This window comes from Chromobacterium sp. S0633 (assembly GCF_024158805.1).
Taxonomy (GTDB): domain Bacteria; phylum Pseudomonadota; class Gammaproteobacteria; order Burkholderiales; family Chromobacteriaceae; genus Chromobacterium.
On the sequence record NZ_JAMZGH010000003.1, the window covers coordinates 1 to 16252 of the forward strand.

General features: G+C 64.2%; 17 protein-coding genes. 9 read left to right on the forward strand and 8 right to left on the reverse strand.

Annotated elements, in window-relative coordinates; genetic code table 11:
• Positions 1 to 255: 255 nt before the first annotated feature.
• Positions 256 to 663 (reverse strand): hypothetical protein, encoded by a 408-nt coding sequence (locus NK214_RS02145; RefSeq protein ID WP_107800679.1) that lies wholly within the window; start codon positions 661 to 663, stop codon positions 256 to 258.
• Positions 664 to 987: 324 nt separating this feature from the next.
• Here NK214_RS02145 and NK214_RS02150 point away from each other — a divergent pair, with 324 nt between their 5' ends.
• The gene (locus NK214_RS02150; protein WP_253313674.1) at positions 988 to 1257 is read left to right on the forward strand and encodes a hypothetical protein; all 270 of its coding nucleotides are present in this window, start codon (positions 988 to 990) and stop codon (positions 1255 to 1257) included.
• Between the two features lie 961 nt (positions 1258 to 2218).
• Here NK214_RS02150 and NK214_RS02155 read toward each other — a convergent pair.
• The 3 genes from NK214_RS02155 to NK214_RS02165 all read right to left on the reverse strand — a co-directional run bounded on the left by NK214_RS02155 (position 2219) and on the right by NK214_RS02165 (position 4006).
• Entirely contained in the window at positions 2219 to 2686 is a 468-nt protein-coding gene (locus tag NK214_RS02155) for a DUF1842 domain-containing protein (RefSeq protein ID WP_043589836.1), read from the reverse strand.
• 244 nt (positions 2687 to 2930) lie between these two features.
• Positions 2931 to 3458, reverse strand: coding sequence for an RDD family protein (locus tag NK214_RS02160; RefSeq protein ID WP_253313675.1), 528 nt, complete (start codon positions 3456 to 3458; stop codon positions 2931 to 2933).
• A 2-nt stretch (positions 3459 to 3460) separates the two neighbouring features.
• On the reverse strand, positions 3461 to 4006 hold the full coding sequence (locus tag NK214_RS02165; RefSeq protein ID WP_107800675.1) for a gamma carbonic anhydrase family protein: 546 nt from the start codon (positions 4004 to 4006) through the stop codon (positions 3461 to 3463).
• 59 nt (positions 4007 to 4065) lie between these two features.
• On the opposite strand from NK214_RS02165, the gene NK214_RS02170 reads away from it, so the two are divergent.
• Positions 4066 to 6099 (forward strand): M3 family metallopeptidase, encoded by a 2034-nt coding sequence (locus NK214_RS02170; RefSeq protein WP_253313676.1) that lies wholly within the window; start codon positions 4066 to 4068, stop codon positions 6097 to 6099.
• Positions 6100 to 6309: 210 nt separating this feature from the next.
• On the opposite strand, the gene NK214_RS02175 is transcribed toward NK214_RS02170, so the two are convergent.
• Positions 6310 to 6486 carry a hypothetical protein gene (locus NK214_RS02175; RefSeq protein ID WP_158274345.1) on the reverse strand — a complete coding sequence of 59 codons (177 nt, stop codon included), beginning with the start codon at positions 6484 to 6486 and terminating at the stop codon, positions 6310 to 6312.
• Between the two features lie 220 nt (positions 6487 to 6706).
• On the opposite strand from NK214_RS02175, the gene xth reads away from it, so the two are divergent.
• From xth to NK214_RS02195, 4 genes are all read left to right on the forward strand, one after another.
• Positions 6707 to 7480, forward strand: a complete 774-nt coding sequence (xth, locus tag NK214_RS02180) for an exodeoxyribonuclease III (RefSeq protein WP_107801970.1) — start codon at positions 6707 to 6709, stop codon at positions 7478 to 7480.
• A 112-nt stretch (positions 7481 to 7592) separates the two neighbouring features.
• Positions 7593 to 8300, forward strand: coding sequence for a rhodoquinone biosynthesis methyltransferase RquA (gene rquA / locus NK214_RS02185; protein WP_107800673.1), 708 nt, complete (start codon positions 7593 to 7595; stop codon positions 8298 to 8300).
• 157 nt (positions 8301 to 8457) lie between these two features.
• Positions 8458 to 8991 carry an acid-shock protein gene (locus tag NK214_RS02190; protein WP_107800672.1) on the forward strand — a complete coding sequence of 178 codons (534 nt, stop codon included), beginning with the start codon at positions 8458 to 8460 and terminating at the stop codon, positions 8989 to 8991.
• A gap of 228 nt (positions 8992 to 9219) precedes the next feature.
• Positions 9220 to 10347, forward strand: coding sequence for an alanine--glyoxylate aminotransferase family protein (locus tag NK214_RS02195; protein WP_227105079.1), 1128 nt, complete (start codon positions 9220 to 9222; stop codon positions 10345 to 10347).
• Between the two features lie 109 nt (positions 10348 to 10456).
• On the opposite strand, the gene NK214_RS02200 is transcribed toward NK214_RS02195, so the two are convergent.
• On the reverse strand, positions 10457 to 11239 hold the full coding sequence (locus NK214_RS02200) for a ferredoxin--NADP reductase (protein WP_019104206.1): 783 nt from the start codon (positions 11237 to 11239) through the stop codon (positions 10457 to 10459).
• A gap of 44 nt (positions 11240 to 11283) precedes the next feature.
• Here NK214_RS02200 and NK214_RS02205 point away from each other — a divergent pair, with 44 nt between their 5' ends.
• Positions 11284 to 11457 carry a hypothetical protein gene (locus NK214_RS02205; protein ID WP_158274344.1) on the forward strand — a complete coding sequence of 58 codons (174 nt, stop codon included), beginning with the start codon at positions 11284 to 11286 and terminating at the stop codon, positions 11455 to 11457.
• 508 nt (positions 11458 to 11965) lie between these two features.
• On the opposite strand, the gene NK214_RS02210 is transcribed toward NK214_RS02205, so the two are convergent.
• Positions 11966 to 13006, reverse strand: coding sequence for a glycosyltransferase family 1 protein (locus tag NK214_RS02210; protein WP_253313677.1), 1041 nt, complete (start codon positions 13004 to 13006; stop codon positions 11966 to 11968).
• On the reverse strand, positions 12994 to 13824 hold the full coding sequence (locus NK214_RS02215; protein WP_107800669.1) for a UDP-2,3-diacylglucosamine diphosphatase: 831 nt from the start codon (positions 13822 to 13824) through the stop codon (positions 12994 to 12996). The genes NK214_RS02210 and NK214_RS02215 overlap by 13 nt, the downstream gene beginning before the upstream one ends.
• 219 nt (positions 13825 to 14043) lie before the next feature.
• Between NK214_RS02215 and NK214_RS02220 the strand changes: the two genes are divergently transcribed.
• Positions 14044 to 14706 carry a response regulator gene (locus NK214_RS02220; protein ID WP_107800668.1) on the forward strand — a complete coding sequence of 221 codons (663 nt, stop codon included), beginning with the start codon at positions 14044 to 14046 and terminating at the stop codon, positions 14704 to 14706.
• Entirely contained in the window at positions 14703 to 16055 is a 1353-nt protein-coding gene (locus NK214_RS02225; protein WP_227105077.1) for an ATP-binding protein, read from the forward strand. The genes NK214_RS02220 and NK214_RS02225 overlap by 4 nt, the downstream gene beginning before the upstream one ends.
• Positions 16056 to 16252: the final 197 nt, after the last annotated feature.

The following is a 16252-nucleotide window of genomic DNA, read 5'->3' on the forward strand; positions in this document are numbered from 1 at the left end:
CGTTTCCGCGTGGGTATCGCTTCGCTCCACCCACCCTACGGCGAGCGGCGCGTAGGGTGGGTGGAGCCGCAGGCGATGCCCGCCAATGATCGGAAATCAAACAGGCCGGCGATGTTGAGCGCGTTTCCGCGTGGGTATCGCTTCGCTCCACCCACCCTACGGCGAGCGGCGCGTAGGGTGGGTGGAGCCGCAGGCGATACCCACCAATGGCTTGTCATCTCAAACAGGCTGATGAGCTGGGGGCATTGCCGTCGCTCACGGCTGGTTGTAGCTGTACTCGATGCCGTTGATCGTGGACTTGAAGCCGTAGCGCGGGAAGGCCGGGTTCGGCTTCTTGGCGAGGTAGGCGTCCGCCAGCGCCTCGGCCGCTTGCCGGTAGAATTTGATCTGGTTCTTGTTGTACCAGGGATCGTCGTGGGGATTGGGGCTGAATTTGTAGCTCTGGTCGCGGCCGCCGGCGATGTAAATGCGAATGCCGCGCGCGCCGGGGCCGGAGCCGCCGCTTTTTTGCTCCACATAGTTGAAGGTGATGCCGCTGTCCTTGTAATTGGGCAGGCTGCCGCTGATATTGGCTGCCAGCGCTCCGCCGGCGGTCAGCGACAGCGCGCTGACGGCGAGCAAGGCCGCGACGCGGCGGAACAGGAAGTTGAGTGGGGGATGCATGGCGCTCCTTTGGGTGATGGTTGAGAACCGTCGGCAAGCGAGCGGCCTTGCCGGCGAGGCGTTAGCGTCGTGAAATGGCGCTTAAATGTCGCCTATTTATACAAATGGCAATTATCTTTCATCTTTAAATGCCATTTGGATTGTGAAGATAGGCGAGCGCGAGGCTATCAGCAAGCGCTGCATGCCAGTCCTTAAGGCCGGGCGGCGAGAACGCGCTGATGAGGCGTTTGCGCGGCGGGTCGCGCTTGGACGGCGGATGGCGTCCCGCCGCCTCTGGCCTATGCTGAGAGGGAGGCATGAGCGTTGTGGGAAAGCGGGTTTGAAATGGAAGAACGCGATTTGGTGAGCAGCGCCATCCCCATGGCGCAACTCAAGCTGGAACTGCGCCCGAACGGCGTTTTGCGGATTGCGGTGTACGAGCTTGACGATGAGGAGCCGTTTTTCGTTTACGAGGCCAGCGATGACTTCGATCCCGAGGCGGTGCTGAGCGTCGCGGAAAGGCGGCTGGACCCGGTGCGGCTGGCCGTCTTCAAGCATGTGTTCTTCCCGGCTCAGGACGATGTCGAGGATGGACGGGAAGAGGGCGACGGGTAAAGGACTCCCGCGGCCCTTCGTCCATTGCAGGCCAACACCCCGCCAGGCGGGGTGTTGATTTTTACGCCGACCGCCATGGCTTTGACCCTGATGAACCGGCAAGTACAATCTTGGTCGTGTCGTTCAATTGGCGGAACCGGATTTGGCGCCCTAAATGTATTGATTCCTTTGTCGAGAGTGGTTTTCTCGCATCTATTTAAAGCAACGTAGTTGTGTTTCCTATGGCAGGCAGTGGCAGGGAGACCTTGATGGTCTGCCGGTTCTCAGTGCGCCGGTTCGCTAACCCTGTCACGTGCCTGTTTTTCCCCATGTGTGGTGGAGTTCTCGCTGCTTAGCCGGGAACAGTGGCCGCCATGGCCTTGACCCTGATGGACAGGCAAGCAACAATCCTTGCCGTGCTGCCGCCATAGCGGCACCGGGAGTGGAAACCCGTATTGCTGTTAAGAAGGCAGACGCGTTGTATGCGCGCGTCTGAGCCATTCCACGTCTGCAAGGCGGGGGGTGGCAGGGAGGCCTAGCGCCTGCCGATTGCCTTCTTGTCGGTTTTCCACCCCTGCCGCCTGCCTGCCACCCGAGTGGAAACGGGTGCCGGGCCGATCTTTTCGAAGAAGGAGGCCCCATGCTCATCCGCTATTTGTCTCATTTCTTATTACCGTCCCCCTTGCCGTCTCCGCACTCTGAGGAGGCCCGGCCATGACTGCGCGGCCGCTTGCCGCTTCGTCTCTGAGTCCGCGCCAAGACGCCCAAAGCCCGCCTGGGGGCGGGCTTCGGGTACTGATGGATGGCCCGGTCCTGGAACCGGGCGCATGCGCTTAGAACCTGTTTACGATCAGCTGCGCGTCGGTAGAGACATTGTGCGATGAGCGCCGTCTTCGAAATGCTCATGTACCGTATGTACATTCCGCTTTCTCAGCCGTTTTCGCCTTGTCTCGCCTTAGCTCGCGAGATCGTAAACATGTTCTTAACGCAGGTTCAACGCTTTGATCGCGTTGTTGATTTCATCCGCCAGGCGCACTTCCTGACCCAGCTGCTCGTGCCATTGCTGGTTCTGGAAGAAGGCGTAGCGCGCCTTGGAGTTGTTGCCGGCTTGCCAGCCGTCTTTCAGTTGGCCGTCGAAGAAGAACTGTTCCAGCAGCGCGTGGCCGGCCGCGTGGGCCTGGTTTTGCGCGTGCTGCTCGTGCAGGCGCGGCGCGCCCACCAGATGCAGTTCGATATCGCGGCCCTGCTCTTCGTAGCGGCCCTGGATCGGGTGCTCGAACACCAGCGGCTGCAGCGTGGCGTGGGTGATGGTGGCGCGGCCGGTGATATGGCGCGATGGGGTGTACACGGTCAGATCCAGCCGCAGGTTCAGGCCGCCCGCCTGGCCGGGCTTGTTGACGTTGTAGCTGACGATGAACAGGCCGGATTTTTGATCGCGATCGATAGTCATGTTTGGACTCCTTGAGATCAATAACATCAGAGAAGTTGGAGCGCCCGGTGGGACGCCCAGGCCCAATGGCGATGTGCGAGCCGCGGCGGTAACCGCTGCTGCCCTGTAGTTATATAACCTTTGATTTTATTTTCTGCCGTACTTAATGGCAGTTGGAAATAAAGAGGAGATGGGGCTTGCGCGCGGGCTTAGGGAGGGAAGGGGCAGGAAAGCGCGCCGCCGGGGCCGGCGGCGCGAGGGAAAATCAGGCTTGTTGCTCAAAGCGCACAGGCTGTTTGCCCAGGCGCTTGGCCCGCACCACCACGGTGCCGGCGATCTTGTCGTGCCAGCCCTGTTTGCGCGCGTCCAGGCCCACCCAGATCAGGCCCAGCAAGAAGGGGAAGCAGGATACGAAGTAGCCGAGATAGCGCAGCGCCGCCTGTCCCGGCGTCATCGGCGCGCCGGTTTTGGCGTCCACGATGCGAGCGCCCAGCAGCATCTTGCCCGGCGTGCTGCTCTTGAACCACCAGAAAGCCAGCACCGCCGCCGCCGGCAGCACCCAGTTGACCATCAGGCCGGCCAGCGGGCTCAACTCGAAACCGCCTTGCATCATGAAGGCCTGCATCATCCAGCCGTCGCCGCTTTCCGCCACGCGGCGGGTTTCGCCGCCGCCGCCGGCCAGCAGCCAGATCGCCGGCGCCAGCGCCAGGCACAGCAGCAGGGTGTCGATCAGGCTGGCCAGCACCCGCAGCCAGAAGCCGACGTATTCCAGTTCTTCCGCGCCGTCTTGCATCTTCAATCCTCCAGATTGGGTTTGTGCTTGGCCGCCACGCGCAGATAGTGTTCGGCGGAGTATTGGAAATAGGCCAGCTCTTTGTCGGTCAGCGGCCGCGCTTGCTTGACCGGGTTGCCCAGATAAAGATAGCCGGACTCCAGCCGCTTGCCCGGCGGCACCAGGCTGCCGGCCCCGATCAGCACCCGCGGTTCTATCACCGCGCGGTCCAGCACGATGCTGCCGATGCCGACCAGCACTTCGTCGCCTATGGTGCAGCCGTGCAGGGTGACGTGGTGGCCGATGGTGACATTGCGGCCTATCACCAGCGGCGCGCCGACGGGGTCCGCTGCGCTTCTGTGGCTGACGTGCAGCATGGCGAAGTCCTGGATGTTGGAGTTCTCGCCTATGCTGATGGCGTTGACGTCGCCGCGTATCACCGCACAGGGCCAGACCGACGCGCCCTCCGCCAACGAGACTTCGCCGATGACCACGGCAGCCGGGTCGATGTAGCAGCTGTCGTGGATCTGCGGCTGATGCCCGTCATAAGGGCGGATATTGCTTTTCATCGGTCTGTCCTCATCTGAAATCGGGTAAAGTTCCTATCATACCCCCACAGGATGCCAATATGAGCCAGAACCCCTTGCTGGACTTTTCCGGACTGACCCGTTTCGCGGAGATCAAGCCGGAGCACATTTCCCCCGCCATCGACGAATTGCTGTCCGCCGCGCGCGCCGCGGTGGCGCGGCTGACCGCGGAGCAGGGCGCGCCCAGCTGGGAAAGCTTCGTCGATCCGCTGACCGACGCCACCGAGCATCTGGGCCGCGCCTGGGGCGTGGTGGGCCATCTGAACGCGGTGGTGAACACGCCGGAGCTGCGCGAGGCCTACAACAGCAATATCCCGAGAATTTCCGAGTTCTGGACCGAGATGGGCCAGAACCTGGAGCTGTTCGCCCGCTTCAAGGCGCTGGCGGCCAGCCCGGAGCACGCCGGCTACAGCGCGGCGCGCAAGAAGATCGTATCCAACGATCTGCGCGATTTCCGCCTGTCCGGCGCGGAATTGCCGCAGGCGGAAAAAGAGCGCTTCGCCGCCATCCAGACGCGGCTGGCGGAGCTGTCCGCCAAGTTCGAGCAGAACGTGCTGGACGCCACCGACGCCTTCAGCCTGTATATCGAGGACAAGGCCGAGCTGTCCGGCGTGCCCGAGGATTCGCTGGAACTGTTCGCCGCCGCCGCGGCCGGCGACGACAAGAGCGGCTACAAGATCACGCTGCAATTCCCGTTCTACTTCCCGGTGCTGCAGTACGCGGACAACCGCGCGCTGCGCGAAAAGCTGTACCAGGCCAATGTGCAGCGCGCGTCGGAGTTCGGCCCGGCCGAACGCGACAACAGCCCCATCATCCGCGAAAAGCTGAAACTGGCGCGCGAGGAGGCCCAGTTGCTGGGCTTCGCCAACTTCGCCGAACTGTCCTTGTTCACCAAGATGGCGGAAAGCCCGGAACAGGTGATCGCCTTCCTGCGCGATCTGGCCGCGCGCGCCAAGCCGTTCGCGGTCAAGGACCGCCAGGAACTGGAGGCCTTCGCCGCCGCCGAACTGGGCCTGGCCAAGCTGGAAGCCTGGGATCTGGCCTACGCCGCGGAAAAGCTGCGGGTGGCGCGTTACGCCTTCTCCGAGCAAGAAGTGAAGCAGTACTTCCCGGAAAGCAAGGTGCTGCCCGGCCTGTTCGGCGTGGTGTCCACGCTGTTCGGCATCGAGGTGCGGCCTAGCAGCGCGCCGGTCTGGCATCAGGACGTGCGCTTCTTCGACATCCACAAGGACGGTCAACTGGTCGGCAGCTTTTATTTCGACCTGTACGCCCGCGACGGCAAGCGCTCCGGCGCCTGGATGGATGACGCGCGCGGCCGCCGCCGCAAGAGCGGCCAGGTGCAGACCCCGATCGCCTATCTGACCTGCAACTTCACCCGCCCTGTGGGCGACAAGCCGGCGCTGTTCACCCACGACGAAGTGATCACCTTGTTCCACGAGTTCGGCCATGGCCTGCATCATATGCTGACCCGCGTCGACGAACTGGGCGTGGCCGGCATCAACGGCGTGGAATGGGACGCGGTGGAGCTGCCCAGCCAGTTCCTGGAGAACTTCGCCTGGGAATGGGACGTGGTGCAGGGCATGACCCGCCATGTGGACAGCGGCGCGACCTTGCCGCGCGAGCTGTTCGACAAGATGCTGGCGGCCAAGAACTTCCAGAGCGGCATGGCCACGGTGCGCCAGCTGGAGTTCGCGCTGTTCGACCTGCTGCTGTACAGCGTCTTCGACGCCGACAAGGGCGATTGGCTGGCCCTGTTGGAAGAGGTGCGCGGCGAGGTGGCGGTGAACTTCCCGCCGGCCTACAACCGCTTCCCCAACAGCTTCAGCCACATTTTCGCCGGCGGCTATTCGGCCGGCTATTACAGCTACAAGTGGGCGGAAGTGCTGTCCGCGGACGCCTACGCGGCCTTCGAGGAGGCCGGCGGCGCCAATGCTGACACCGGCAAGCGCTTCTGGGACGAGATCCTGGCGGTGGGCGGCAGCCGTCCGGCGCTGGAATCCTTCCGCGCCTTCCGCGGCCGCGATCCGCAGATCGACGCCTTGCTGCGCCATTCCGGCATGGTGGAAACAGTTTGAAACGGCTGTTTTATGCTGAGGGAAAAATATTCCGGGCTTTGTCGGAACTCTTGTGAAGCGCCGCGGCTCTAATTTTTTGCTCAGTGGGTTATCTCCAGAGCAGCAAGCGAGCCAGACGCATATCAGGGTAGATTGATATAGTGTCTATTGCGCGCCTCCGTGTAGACGGAGGCGCCTTTTTTTTGCCGCGGATCGCGCGGCTAAAAAGATTCAGTCGTCCCGCTCTGGTTTGGCGGGCGGCGTCAGCGGCTGCAGGGTGTGGCGGTGCTGGAAGGTAGGGGTCCGCATCGAGAACGGCGGGGTCAACGGCGCCAGACGAGGGCGGTTGGGGTTGCGCGTCGGGCATAATGCCTGTTGCGCGTCGTGCTGCTTGTGCTTGATAGTCAAGAACTTGCTCCGGTTACGACGACGCTTTCGATCATAGGCCGGGGTTCCGGGCCTTGGCAAATTCCCGTCGTCCGGCTGTTGTTTATTTGTTTAAACACTTTTGTTTAATCAAGCATCAAATAATCGACGCCATCGACTGTCGCCGCCCAAAGCTTGGCAGTGCCGCGCGCTGCGGTTATGGTGTCGGCCTTTGCATGAAAAACATTTGGAGAGCCCGCCGATGCGTTTTGCCACCTGGAACGTCAATTCCCTCAAGGTCCGCCTGCCGCAGGTGATCCAATGGCTGTCGGACAGCCCGGTGGACGTGCTCTGTCTGCAAGAGCTGAAAATGGATCAGGACGTGTTTCCCTTGGCCGAGATCGAAGCGGCCGGCTACCGCGCGGCCTGGTTCGGTCAGAAAACCTACAACGGCGTGGCCATTCTGGTGCGCGCGCCGCTGGAGCTGGAAGACGTGGTGCTCGGCATCCCCGATTACGGCGACGAGCAGCGCCGGGTGATCGCCGCCACGGTGAACGGCATCCGCGTGATCTGCGGCTATTTCGTCAACGGCGAGGCGGTGGATTCGCCCAAGTATCCGTACAAGCTGGAGTGGCTGGCCAATCTGGAGCGCTATGTCGCCGCGGAGCTGCAACGCCACCCGCAGTTGCTGCTGTTGGGCGATTACAATATCGCGCCGGAAGACCGCGATGTGTACGACCCGGAAAGCTGGCACGAACAAGTGTTGTGCAGCACGCCGGAACGCGAATCCTTCCGCCGCTTGATCGCGCTGGGCCTGAGCGACAGCTTCCGCCTGTTCAATCAGGAGGAGAAGCAGTACAGCTGGTGGGATTACCGCGCGATGATGTTCCGTCGCAACAAGGGCGTGCGCATCGACCACATCCTGGTCAGCGACGCCTTGAAGCCGCGCGCGCTGGAATGTGTGATCGACAAGGCGCCGCGCAAATGGGAGCGTCCGTCCGACCACACTCCGGTGGTGCTGACCCTGGCCGATTGAGCCTAAAGGCCGGCCGCGGCCGGCCTATCCGCCAGCTTTCTTGGCTTGCCTCAAAAATATCGCCGGCCGGTTTTGCTAGTCTGGAGCTTTCTTGCTTTCAGATGGCTGCGCGATGACCCAAAACCACCCCAAACTGCCGGTAGACCCGTATTACGAGGGCGTGCCGGAATACATGACCCAGGTGTACGACTGGGCTTACGTCAACCCGCGCAAGGCCGGCTGGCTGGATCGCAACCTGGTGGTGCGCGTCTTGTTGTTCTTCAACGATCAAAGGCTGATGCGCGCCTATCTGGAGCAGATCCGCCCCGGCGACAAGGTGTGGCAGGTGGCCCATGTCTACGGCGACCTGGTGCAGCGCGCGGCGGACCGGGTGGGCGGGGACGGGCGCTTCGTGCTCACCGACATCACGCCGGTGCAGATAGAGCACGCCGAGCGCAAGCTGCGCGATCGCCCCCAAGCCGCGGTGGTGCGCGCCAACGCCGGCAATCACCGGCTGGAGTCCGACGATTTCAACTTGATCTGCAGTTTCTTCCTGCTGCATGAGGTGCCGGATCATCTGAAGCGCGCCATCGTCGACAATATGCTGTCCCAGGTGCCGCCCGGCGGCCGCGCGGTCTTCGTCGACTACCATAGGCCCAAGCCGTGGCAGCCGATAGGCTGGCTGCTCAAATGGGTGAACCGCGTGCTGGAGCCGTTCGCCGAGGCCTTGTGGAACCATGAGATTCGCGACTACGCGCAAGAGGCGGACGGCTTCGACTGGAGCAAGCGCACCCTGTTCGGCGGGGTGTACCAGGTGACGACGGCGAAGAGGAAGCCTTGAGGGCGCGCCGTACTTGACGTTACACGGGCTTACAAGCGACTAACAGACCCGGGACGGGGGCAGGGCTAGGATACGTCTCAAGGAAGCGCCGAATCCGGCGCGATGTGATCGGTGAACGGGAGCCCAAGGCTCCCAAGCCTGAAACTGGAGATGCATCATGAACAAACTGACTCTGCTTGCCCTGACCGCCGCTTTCGGCCTGAGCTCCGCCGCTGGTTTCGCCGCCGAAACCGCCAAGCCGGCCGCTTCCGCTCCGGCAGCCAAAATGGCTCCGGCCGCCAAGAAAGCTGAAAAGCACCCGGCCAAGATCCACCACGCCAAGAAAGGCGAAAAGGTAGCCGCTTCCGCTCCGGCGCAAAAAGCCCAGGCCGCCAAGGCCGAAGCGTCCGCTCCGGCCAAGGCCAAGCACGCCGCCAAGAAGCCGCACGCCAAGCATGCGAAGAAGGCCGCTTCCGCCGCCGCCCAGAAAGCCCAGGCCGCCAAGGCTGAAGCTTCCGCTCCGGCCAAGAAGCACGCCGCTAAAAAGCCGCACGCCAAGCACGCTAAAAAAGCCGCTTCCGCTCCGGCGCAGAAAGCCCAGGCCGCCAAGGCCGAGGCCTCCGCTCCGGCCAAGAAAGTAGAGAAAAAGGCCGCTCAACACAAGAAGCACGCCGGCAAGGCCAAGAAGGCCGCTGCATCGGCTGCCAAATAAACCGGACCTCGCGTCTGGCTCGCTAAAAAAAACAGGCCCCTCAGGGAGGCCAAGACTCAAAGGAGGCCGCGGCCTCCTTTTTCTTTTTGAACGGGACCGCCGGCAGGACCGCCGGCAGGACAGGCGCGCCCGGCGGCCTTATGCTGTTACACTCAAACGCTTCGATGCCGGCCGCATGCCCGGCTTGAAACCGCTTTCGTCCATTGATTTCGCGCTTAAGGAGCTTCCATGCTAGCCGCCCCGCAAGTTTCCGCCTTCCTGCCGCCGCGCCGCATTCTGATGGGGCCGGGCCCGTCCGACGTTTATCCGGAAGTGCTGGCCGCCCAGGCCCGCCCCACCGTCGGCCATCTGGACCCGCTGTTCGTCGGCATGATGGACGAGGTGAAAAGCCTGCTGCAATACGCGTTCCAGACCGCAAACCCGATGACGGTGGCGCTGTCGGCGCCGGGTTCGGCCGGCATGGAGGCCTGCTTCGTCAATCTGGTGGAGCCGGGCGAGAAGGTCATCGTCTGCCGCAACGGCGTGTTCGGCGAGCGCATGCGCCAGAACGTGGTGCGGCTGGGCGCGGTGCCGGTGCTGGTGGACAGCCCCTGGGGCCAGCCGGTGGATCCGGACGCGGTGGAGAGCGCCTTGAAAGCCAATCCGGACGCGCGCTTCCTGGCCTTCGTTCACGCCGAGACTTCCACCGGTGCGCTGTCCGACGCCAAGACGCTGTGCGCGCTGGCCAAACGCCACGGCTGTCTGAGCATCGTCGACGCGGTGACCTCGCTGGGCGGGGTGGAGCTGCGCGTGGACGAATGGGGCGTGGACGCGGTGTATTCCGGCAGCCAGAAGTGTCTGTCCTGCGTGCCCGGCTTGTCGCCCTTGTCTTTTTCGCCGGCGGCGGTGGACAAGCTGCAGGCGCGGCAAAGCCCGGTGCCCAGCTGGTTCCTGGACCAGACCCTGGTGATGGCCTACTGGGGCGGCGGCAAGCGCAGCTACCATCACACCGCGCCGGTGAACGCCTTGTACGCGCTGCACGAATCGCTGCGCCAGCTGGCCGGCGAGGGCCTGGAAGCGGCTTGGCGGCGCCACCGCGACATGCATCTGATTCTGCGCGACGGCCTGGAAAAGCTGGGGCTGAGGTTCGTGGTGGACGCCGCTGCGCGCTTGCCGCAGCTGAACGCGGTTTATATTCCCGAGGGCATAGACGACGCGGCCACGCGCAATCGTCTGTTGCAGGAGTACAACCTGGAGATAGGCGGCGGCCTGGGCGATCTGGCCGGCAAGGCCTGGCGCATCGGCCTGATGGGCTACGGTGCGCGCCGCGAGAACGTGGCGCTGTGCCTGAAGGCGCTGGAGAGCGTGTTGAAGTAAGCGCGGCCGGTGTCCGGCGGGCGCGAGTCAGCGCGCGCCGCGCCGCCGGGAGATGAAAAACGCCATCCGCGAAGGATGGCGTTTTTGCTGCCGCGGGAGGCGGATCGGCTTATTTTTCGACGAAGGCGCGTTCGATCGCGTAGTCGGCCGGTTCGCCCATGCGCGGGGATTCCTTGAAGCCCATGCCGTTCAGGATCTCGCACAGATCGTGCAGCATGGACGGGCTGCCGCAGATCAGCGCGCGGTCGTGCTCCGGGTTCATTTGCGGCAGGCCGATGTCGGCGCACAGCTTGCCGCTGGTGATCAGGTCGGTCAGCCGGCCCTGATTGCGGAAGGGCTCGCGGGTCACGGTCGGGTAGTAGATCAGTTTCTCGCGCACCATCTCGCCGAAGAATTCGTTTTCCGGCAGTTCTTTGGTGATGTAGTCGTGGTAGCCCAGCTCGCTGACCCAGCGCACGCCGTGGGTCAGGATCACTTTGTCGTAGCGCTCGTACACGTCCGGGTCTTTGATGATGGACATGAAGGGGGCGAGGCCGGTGCCGGTGGACAGCAGATAGAGGTTTTTGCCGGGCAGCAGATTGTCCTGCACCAGGGTGCCGGTGGGCTTCTTGCTGATCATCACGGTGTCGCCCACCTTCAGGTGCTGCAGGCGGGAGGTCAGCGGACCGTCCTGCACCTTGATGCTGTAGAACTCCATGTGTTCTTCGTAGTTGGAGCTGACGATGGAGTAGGCGCGCATCAGCGGCTTGCCGTTGACTTCCAGACCTATCATCACGAACTGGCCGTTGATGAAGCGCAGGCCGGCGTCGCGGGTGCAGGTGAAGCTGAACAGGGTGTCGTTCCAGTGATGGACGGACAGGACCTTTTCGGAGGTCAGGTTGGGAGAGGACATAAGGTTTGCTGCTCGCTAATTTATGAAGTAGAAGCTCGAAAAGTATGGGGCCGATTTTAACCGGTTTGTCGCTTCGCCGCTTGTTCTTACTGGGCAAGGCCGGCGATATCGACGTTAAATTCAATTGGAACAGCATGTTAACCGACATTGCCGTCGCCGCCGAACGATTGTTTTCTGATGTGTTTATCGCTGCGCGTTATTTGTCCGCGACGCAATGAAAGAGGGCGTCACCGTGGCGGGACGCCCTCTCGGACAACTTACAGAGAAAGACTATGCGCTTTACCCTTGCAGAACCGCACGACCACCGCTTTACCGCAAGGCCGTTACCAAAGAGCGGGCTGTACAAGACAGCGCTACGACGATGCCGTGTCGTGGCGGCGCCGCCATCATGGCAGCTTGCCGCGCACCGTGTCCTTGATGGACATCACAGAAAGACCAACCGCTTCTTTCTTAATGGGCAAATCGACAAACGGTAATCACAAGTTTATTGACTCTGGATTTGGCGGACCGGCCTGGCCGGTGTTGCATGCGCTCCGTCTTGGAGGCTGGCTTGGCGTTGCGGACTGTGCCGATTTGGCTGGCCGTGTTTATTGGCCAATGCTCAACGCGTGGAAAACTGGATGGCCGCCGGCATACTGCCATGAAAGCATTCGGAACCCTCCCTGTCGTGTTGACCATTCCACTATAGACGCTGCCGTTCCCAATGCAAGCCGGCGGGCGGCGGCCTCAACTGACCTTAGGGTCGGCCAGCGGCGCGTCCAGCGCCAGCCGAGCGGGGCGCAGATGTTGTTCGAACTGGCGGCTGGCGGCCTGCCAGGAGTAGCGCTCGGCGACGGCGCGTACATGGCCGCGGTCCAGTTCCAGCGCCTTCAGGCAGGCGACGCGCAGGTCGGCGTCCAGCACGCCGGCGCCGCTGTCGCCCACCACGTCCAGCGGCCCGGCCACCGGGTAGGCGGCCACCGGCGTGCCGCAGGCCATCGCCTCCAGCAGCACCAGGCCGAAGGTGTCGGTCAGGCTGGGAAACACGAAGACGTCGGCGGCGCGGTAGAAGCGCGCCAGCTCGTGCTGGGGAAAGATGCCGGCGAAGTGGACGTCCTGATAGTGCTGCTTCAGCCGCGCCAGCTGCGGGCCGTCGCCCACCACCCATTTGCTGCCCGGCAGCTCCAGCTTGAGAAAGGCTTCGATGTTCTTTTCCACCGCCACCCGGCCGATGTAGACGAAGCGCGGCGGCGCGGTGCCGTCCAGCCGCTCGCGCGGGCCGGGGCTGAACAGCGCGGTGTCCACGCCGCGGCTCCACAGCTTGACGTTGTGAAAGCCGCGGGCGCTCAAATCGTCGGCGATGGACTGGGTGGGCACCATCACGCAATGGGCGGCGTTGTGGAAGCGGCGCATCCAGGCGTAGCTGAGCGCCAGCGGCAGCCGGCAGCGGGCGTGCACGTATTCCGGAAAGCGGGTGTGATAGGCGGTGGAGAAAGCCAGGCCGTGGCGCAGGCAATAACGGCGCGCGGCCAGGCCCAGCGGCCCTTCGGTGGCGATGTGGATGGCGTCCGGCGCGAAGGCGGCGATGCGGTCGGCCACTTTGCGGTAGGGAAACAGCGACAGGCGGATGTCGGGGTAGGTGGGGCAGGGCAGGGTGCGGAAGGCCTGCGGGGTGATCATTTCCACCTGGTGTCCGAAGCCGGCCAGTTCGCGCGCGGTTTCGGTCAGCGAACGGACCACGCCGTTGACCTGGGGCAGCCAGGCGTCGGTGACAATCAGGATGCGCATGTCGTCTCCTTGTGGTCGGCTTGCGCCGTTTGGGCTTGCAAGGCGGCGGCCGGCTGTCCCATTTGGGTCCAGTACAGCACTTCCAGCCGGCCGTCGGCGTGTTCCACCAGCGCGGACAGGCTTTCCACCCAGTCGCCGCTGTTGCCGTAGAGAATGCCGTCGATGTCGCGCACCTCGGCCTTGTGGATGTGGCCGCAGATCACGCCGTCGTAGCCGCGCCGGCGCGCTTCGCCGGCGAGAATGGTTTCGAAATTGCTGATGAAGTTGACCGCGTTTTTGACCTTGTGTTTCAGGTACTGCGACAGCGACCAGTACGGCAGGCCCAGTTTCAGCCGCGCCCAGTTGAAGCCGCGGTTCAGTTCCAGGATCAGGGTGTAGAGGGTGTCGCCGACATAGGCCAGCCATTTGGCGTACTGGATCACGCCGTCGAATTCGTCGCCGTGCAGGATCAGCAGCCGCTTGCCGTCGGCGGTGCGGTGCTCGGCCTCCTGACGGATGGCGATGCCGCCGAAGTCCAGCCCGGCGTACTGGCGCGCCGCCTCGTCGTGGTTGCCGGGCACGTAGATCACCTTGGTGCCCTTGCGCGCCTTGCGCAGCACTTTTTGCACCACGTCGTTGTGGCTCTGCTTCCAGTACCAGGATTTTTTCAGCTGCCAGCCGTCGACGATGTCGCCGACCAGGTATAGGTATTCGGATTCGTGGCAGCGCAGGAAGTCCAACAGGTGGTCGGCGCGGCAGCCGGAGGTGCCGAGGTGGACGTCGGAAATCCAGATCGCGCGCAGTTGTCGGGCGCTGTCGGGGGCGGGGTCTGGCTGCATGGCGGCTCCGTCGGCCTGTGGACTGCTGGCGATGCTGACAGCGGCAGGTGACAGTCGCGTGAGATTTCGGTGACGACGCGATGAAATTTCTTGAGCGGGGCCTTTAAGATTGTCTTAAGCGCGCTCTGTTGCAATCGGGCTTTGCGGCGGCGCTTGTGACGGCGGCGAGAGCGCGCTAGGCTGCCGGGACCTTGAACGCCCGGCGACGGGGAGACGGATATGCGGGTTTTGGTGGTGGAGGACGACGCTCAGATCGGCGACGGGTTGAAAATCGGCCTGGAGCAGCTGGGTTTTGTCGCGGACTGGTTTCGCGACGGCAAGCAGGGGCTGGCGGCGCTGAGCGCCGCACCCTACGACGCGGTGGTGCTGGACCTGGGGCTGCCGGGCATGGACGGCATGGACATCCTGTCCGCCTGGCGGCGCGGCGGCCAGGATGTGCCGGTGCTGGTGTTGACCGCGCGCGACGCGCTGGCGGACCGCGTCGGCGGCCTGGACGCCGGCGCCGACGATTATCTGGTCAAACCGTTCGCGCTGAGCGAGGTGGCGGCGCGGCTGCGCGCGCTGCATAGGCGTCGACACGGCCAGAGCCACCCGGAATGGCGGCACGGCCGCCTCTGTCTGGATCCGGTGGCGCGCGCGGCCACGCTGGACGGCGCGCCGCTGGAGCTGACCGCGCGCGAACTGGCGCTGCTTGAGTTGCTGCTCAGCCACAAGGGGCGGGTGCTGCCGCGCGAGCTGATCGAGGACAAGCTCTACGGCTGGGGCCAGGAGCTGGAAAGCAATGCGGTGGAGGTGCATGTGCACCATTTGCGCAAGAAGCTGGGCAGCGCCTTCATCCGCACCCTGCGCGGCGTGGGCTACACCCTGGGAGATCCGGCATGAGGGGACCGCGCAGCCTGCAGGCGCGGCTATTGCTGCTGCTGTTGCTGATCGTGCCGGCCATCTGGCTGGTGGCTTCCGCCACCGCGGCCTGGCTGGCGCACGAGGAGGTGGACGAGCTGTTCGACACCCAGATGGGGCAGTTCGCCCGCCAGCTGTTGCTGGTGGAGGTCAGCGAGAATTCGCTGATCGAGCTGCCCAAGCTCAAGCACCTGCTCAAGCACGCCGACAAGGGGCAGCTGGAAAACGACGACTTCGGCCTGGCGGTCTGGGACCGTCGCGGCAACCTCTTGCTTAGCGACGGCCGCGGCCGTCGCTTCGACTTCGAGCCGGAGCGGCGCGGCTTCTACGATTACCGCGGCAAGGACAGCGATCACAACTGGCGGCTGATCTATCTGGCCGCGCCGGACGGTTCCCGGCTGGTGGCGGTGGGTCAGAAACAGGGCTTGCGCCACGAGATGGTGTTGAAGGTGGTGTCCGCCCAGCTGCTGCCGTGGCTGGTGGGCCTGCCGGTGATGCTGCTGCTGATCCTGCTGGCGGTGCGCCGCGAGCTGGGGCCGCTCAAGCGCCTGGCCGCCGGCATCGCCCAGCGCGCGCCGGACGACAGCGAGCCGGTGTCGCGGGAGGTGCCGCGGGAGGTGCTGCCGCTGGTGGACGCGCTGAACGCCTTGTTCGCCCGCATCGCGGCCACGCTGGAACACGAGCGCCGCTTCACCGCCGACGCCGCGCACGAGCTGCGCACGCCGCTGGCGGCGCTGAAAGTACAGGCCGAGGTGCTGGAGCTGCTGCCGGACGAGGGCCGCCGCCGGCACGCCATGCGGCAATTGATGTTGGGCATAGACCGCGCCACGCGCTTGGTGGAGCAGTTGCTGGCCCTGTCGCGCCTGGACCCCTTGAACGCGCCGCGCCAGGGCGAGCCCATCGCCTGGGCGGCCTTGACCGAGCGCGTGCTGGCGGAGATGGCGGCCGAGGCGGCGCTCAAGGGGGTGAGGCTGGAAACCGAATGGCGCTGCGTGCCGGAACGGGTCTTGCCCTTGAACGGAGACGAAACCCTGGTGGGCCTGATGCTGCGCAATCTGCTGGAAAACGCCGTCCGCTACGGCGCCGAGGGCGGCGAGGCGCGGCTGGTGCTGGCCGAGGACTCGGTCAGCGTGCTGGACCGCGGTCCGGGCGTGGCGGCGGAATGGCTGGAACGGATACGCGAGCGCTTCTTCCGGCCGCCGGGCCAGGACGTGGTCGGCAGCGGGCTGGGCTTGTCCATCGTCGAGCGGGTGGCGGAGCTGCACGGCCTGCGCCTGATTCTGGCCAAGCGAGACGGCGGCGGGCTGGAGGCCGGCTTGAGGCGGCGCTGAGAAGCGGTGCTAAAGTCCGCTGCGCTTCGTGAGACGTGGCGCGGCGAGCGCAGCATTCGAAACGCTCATGCGGCACTTGTGCATTCCGCTTTCTCAGCCGTTTTCGTCTTGCAGGCGAGGCTTGGAGCACGCTCTGGGACTGCGGCAATTCGCCGCATGGGAGCAGAGGGGGAATCCGGCTATGCTGGCGACGCTGG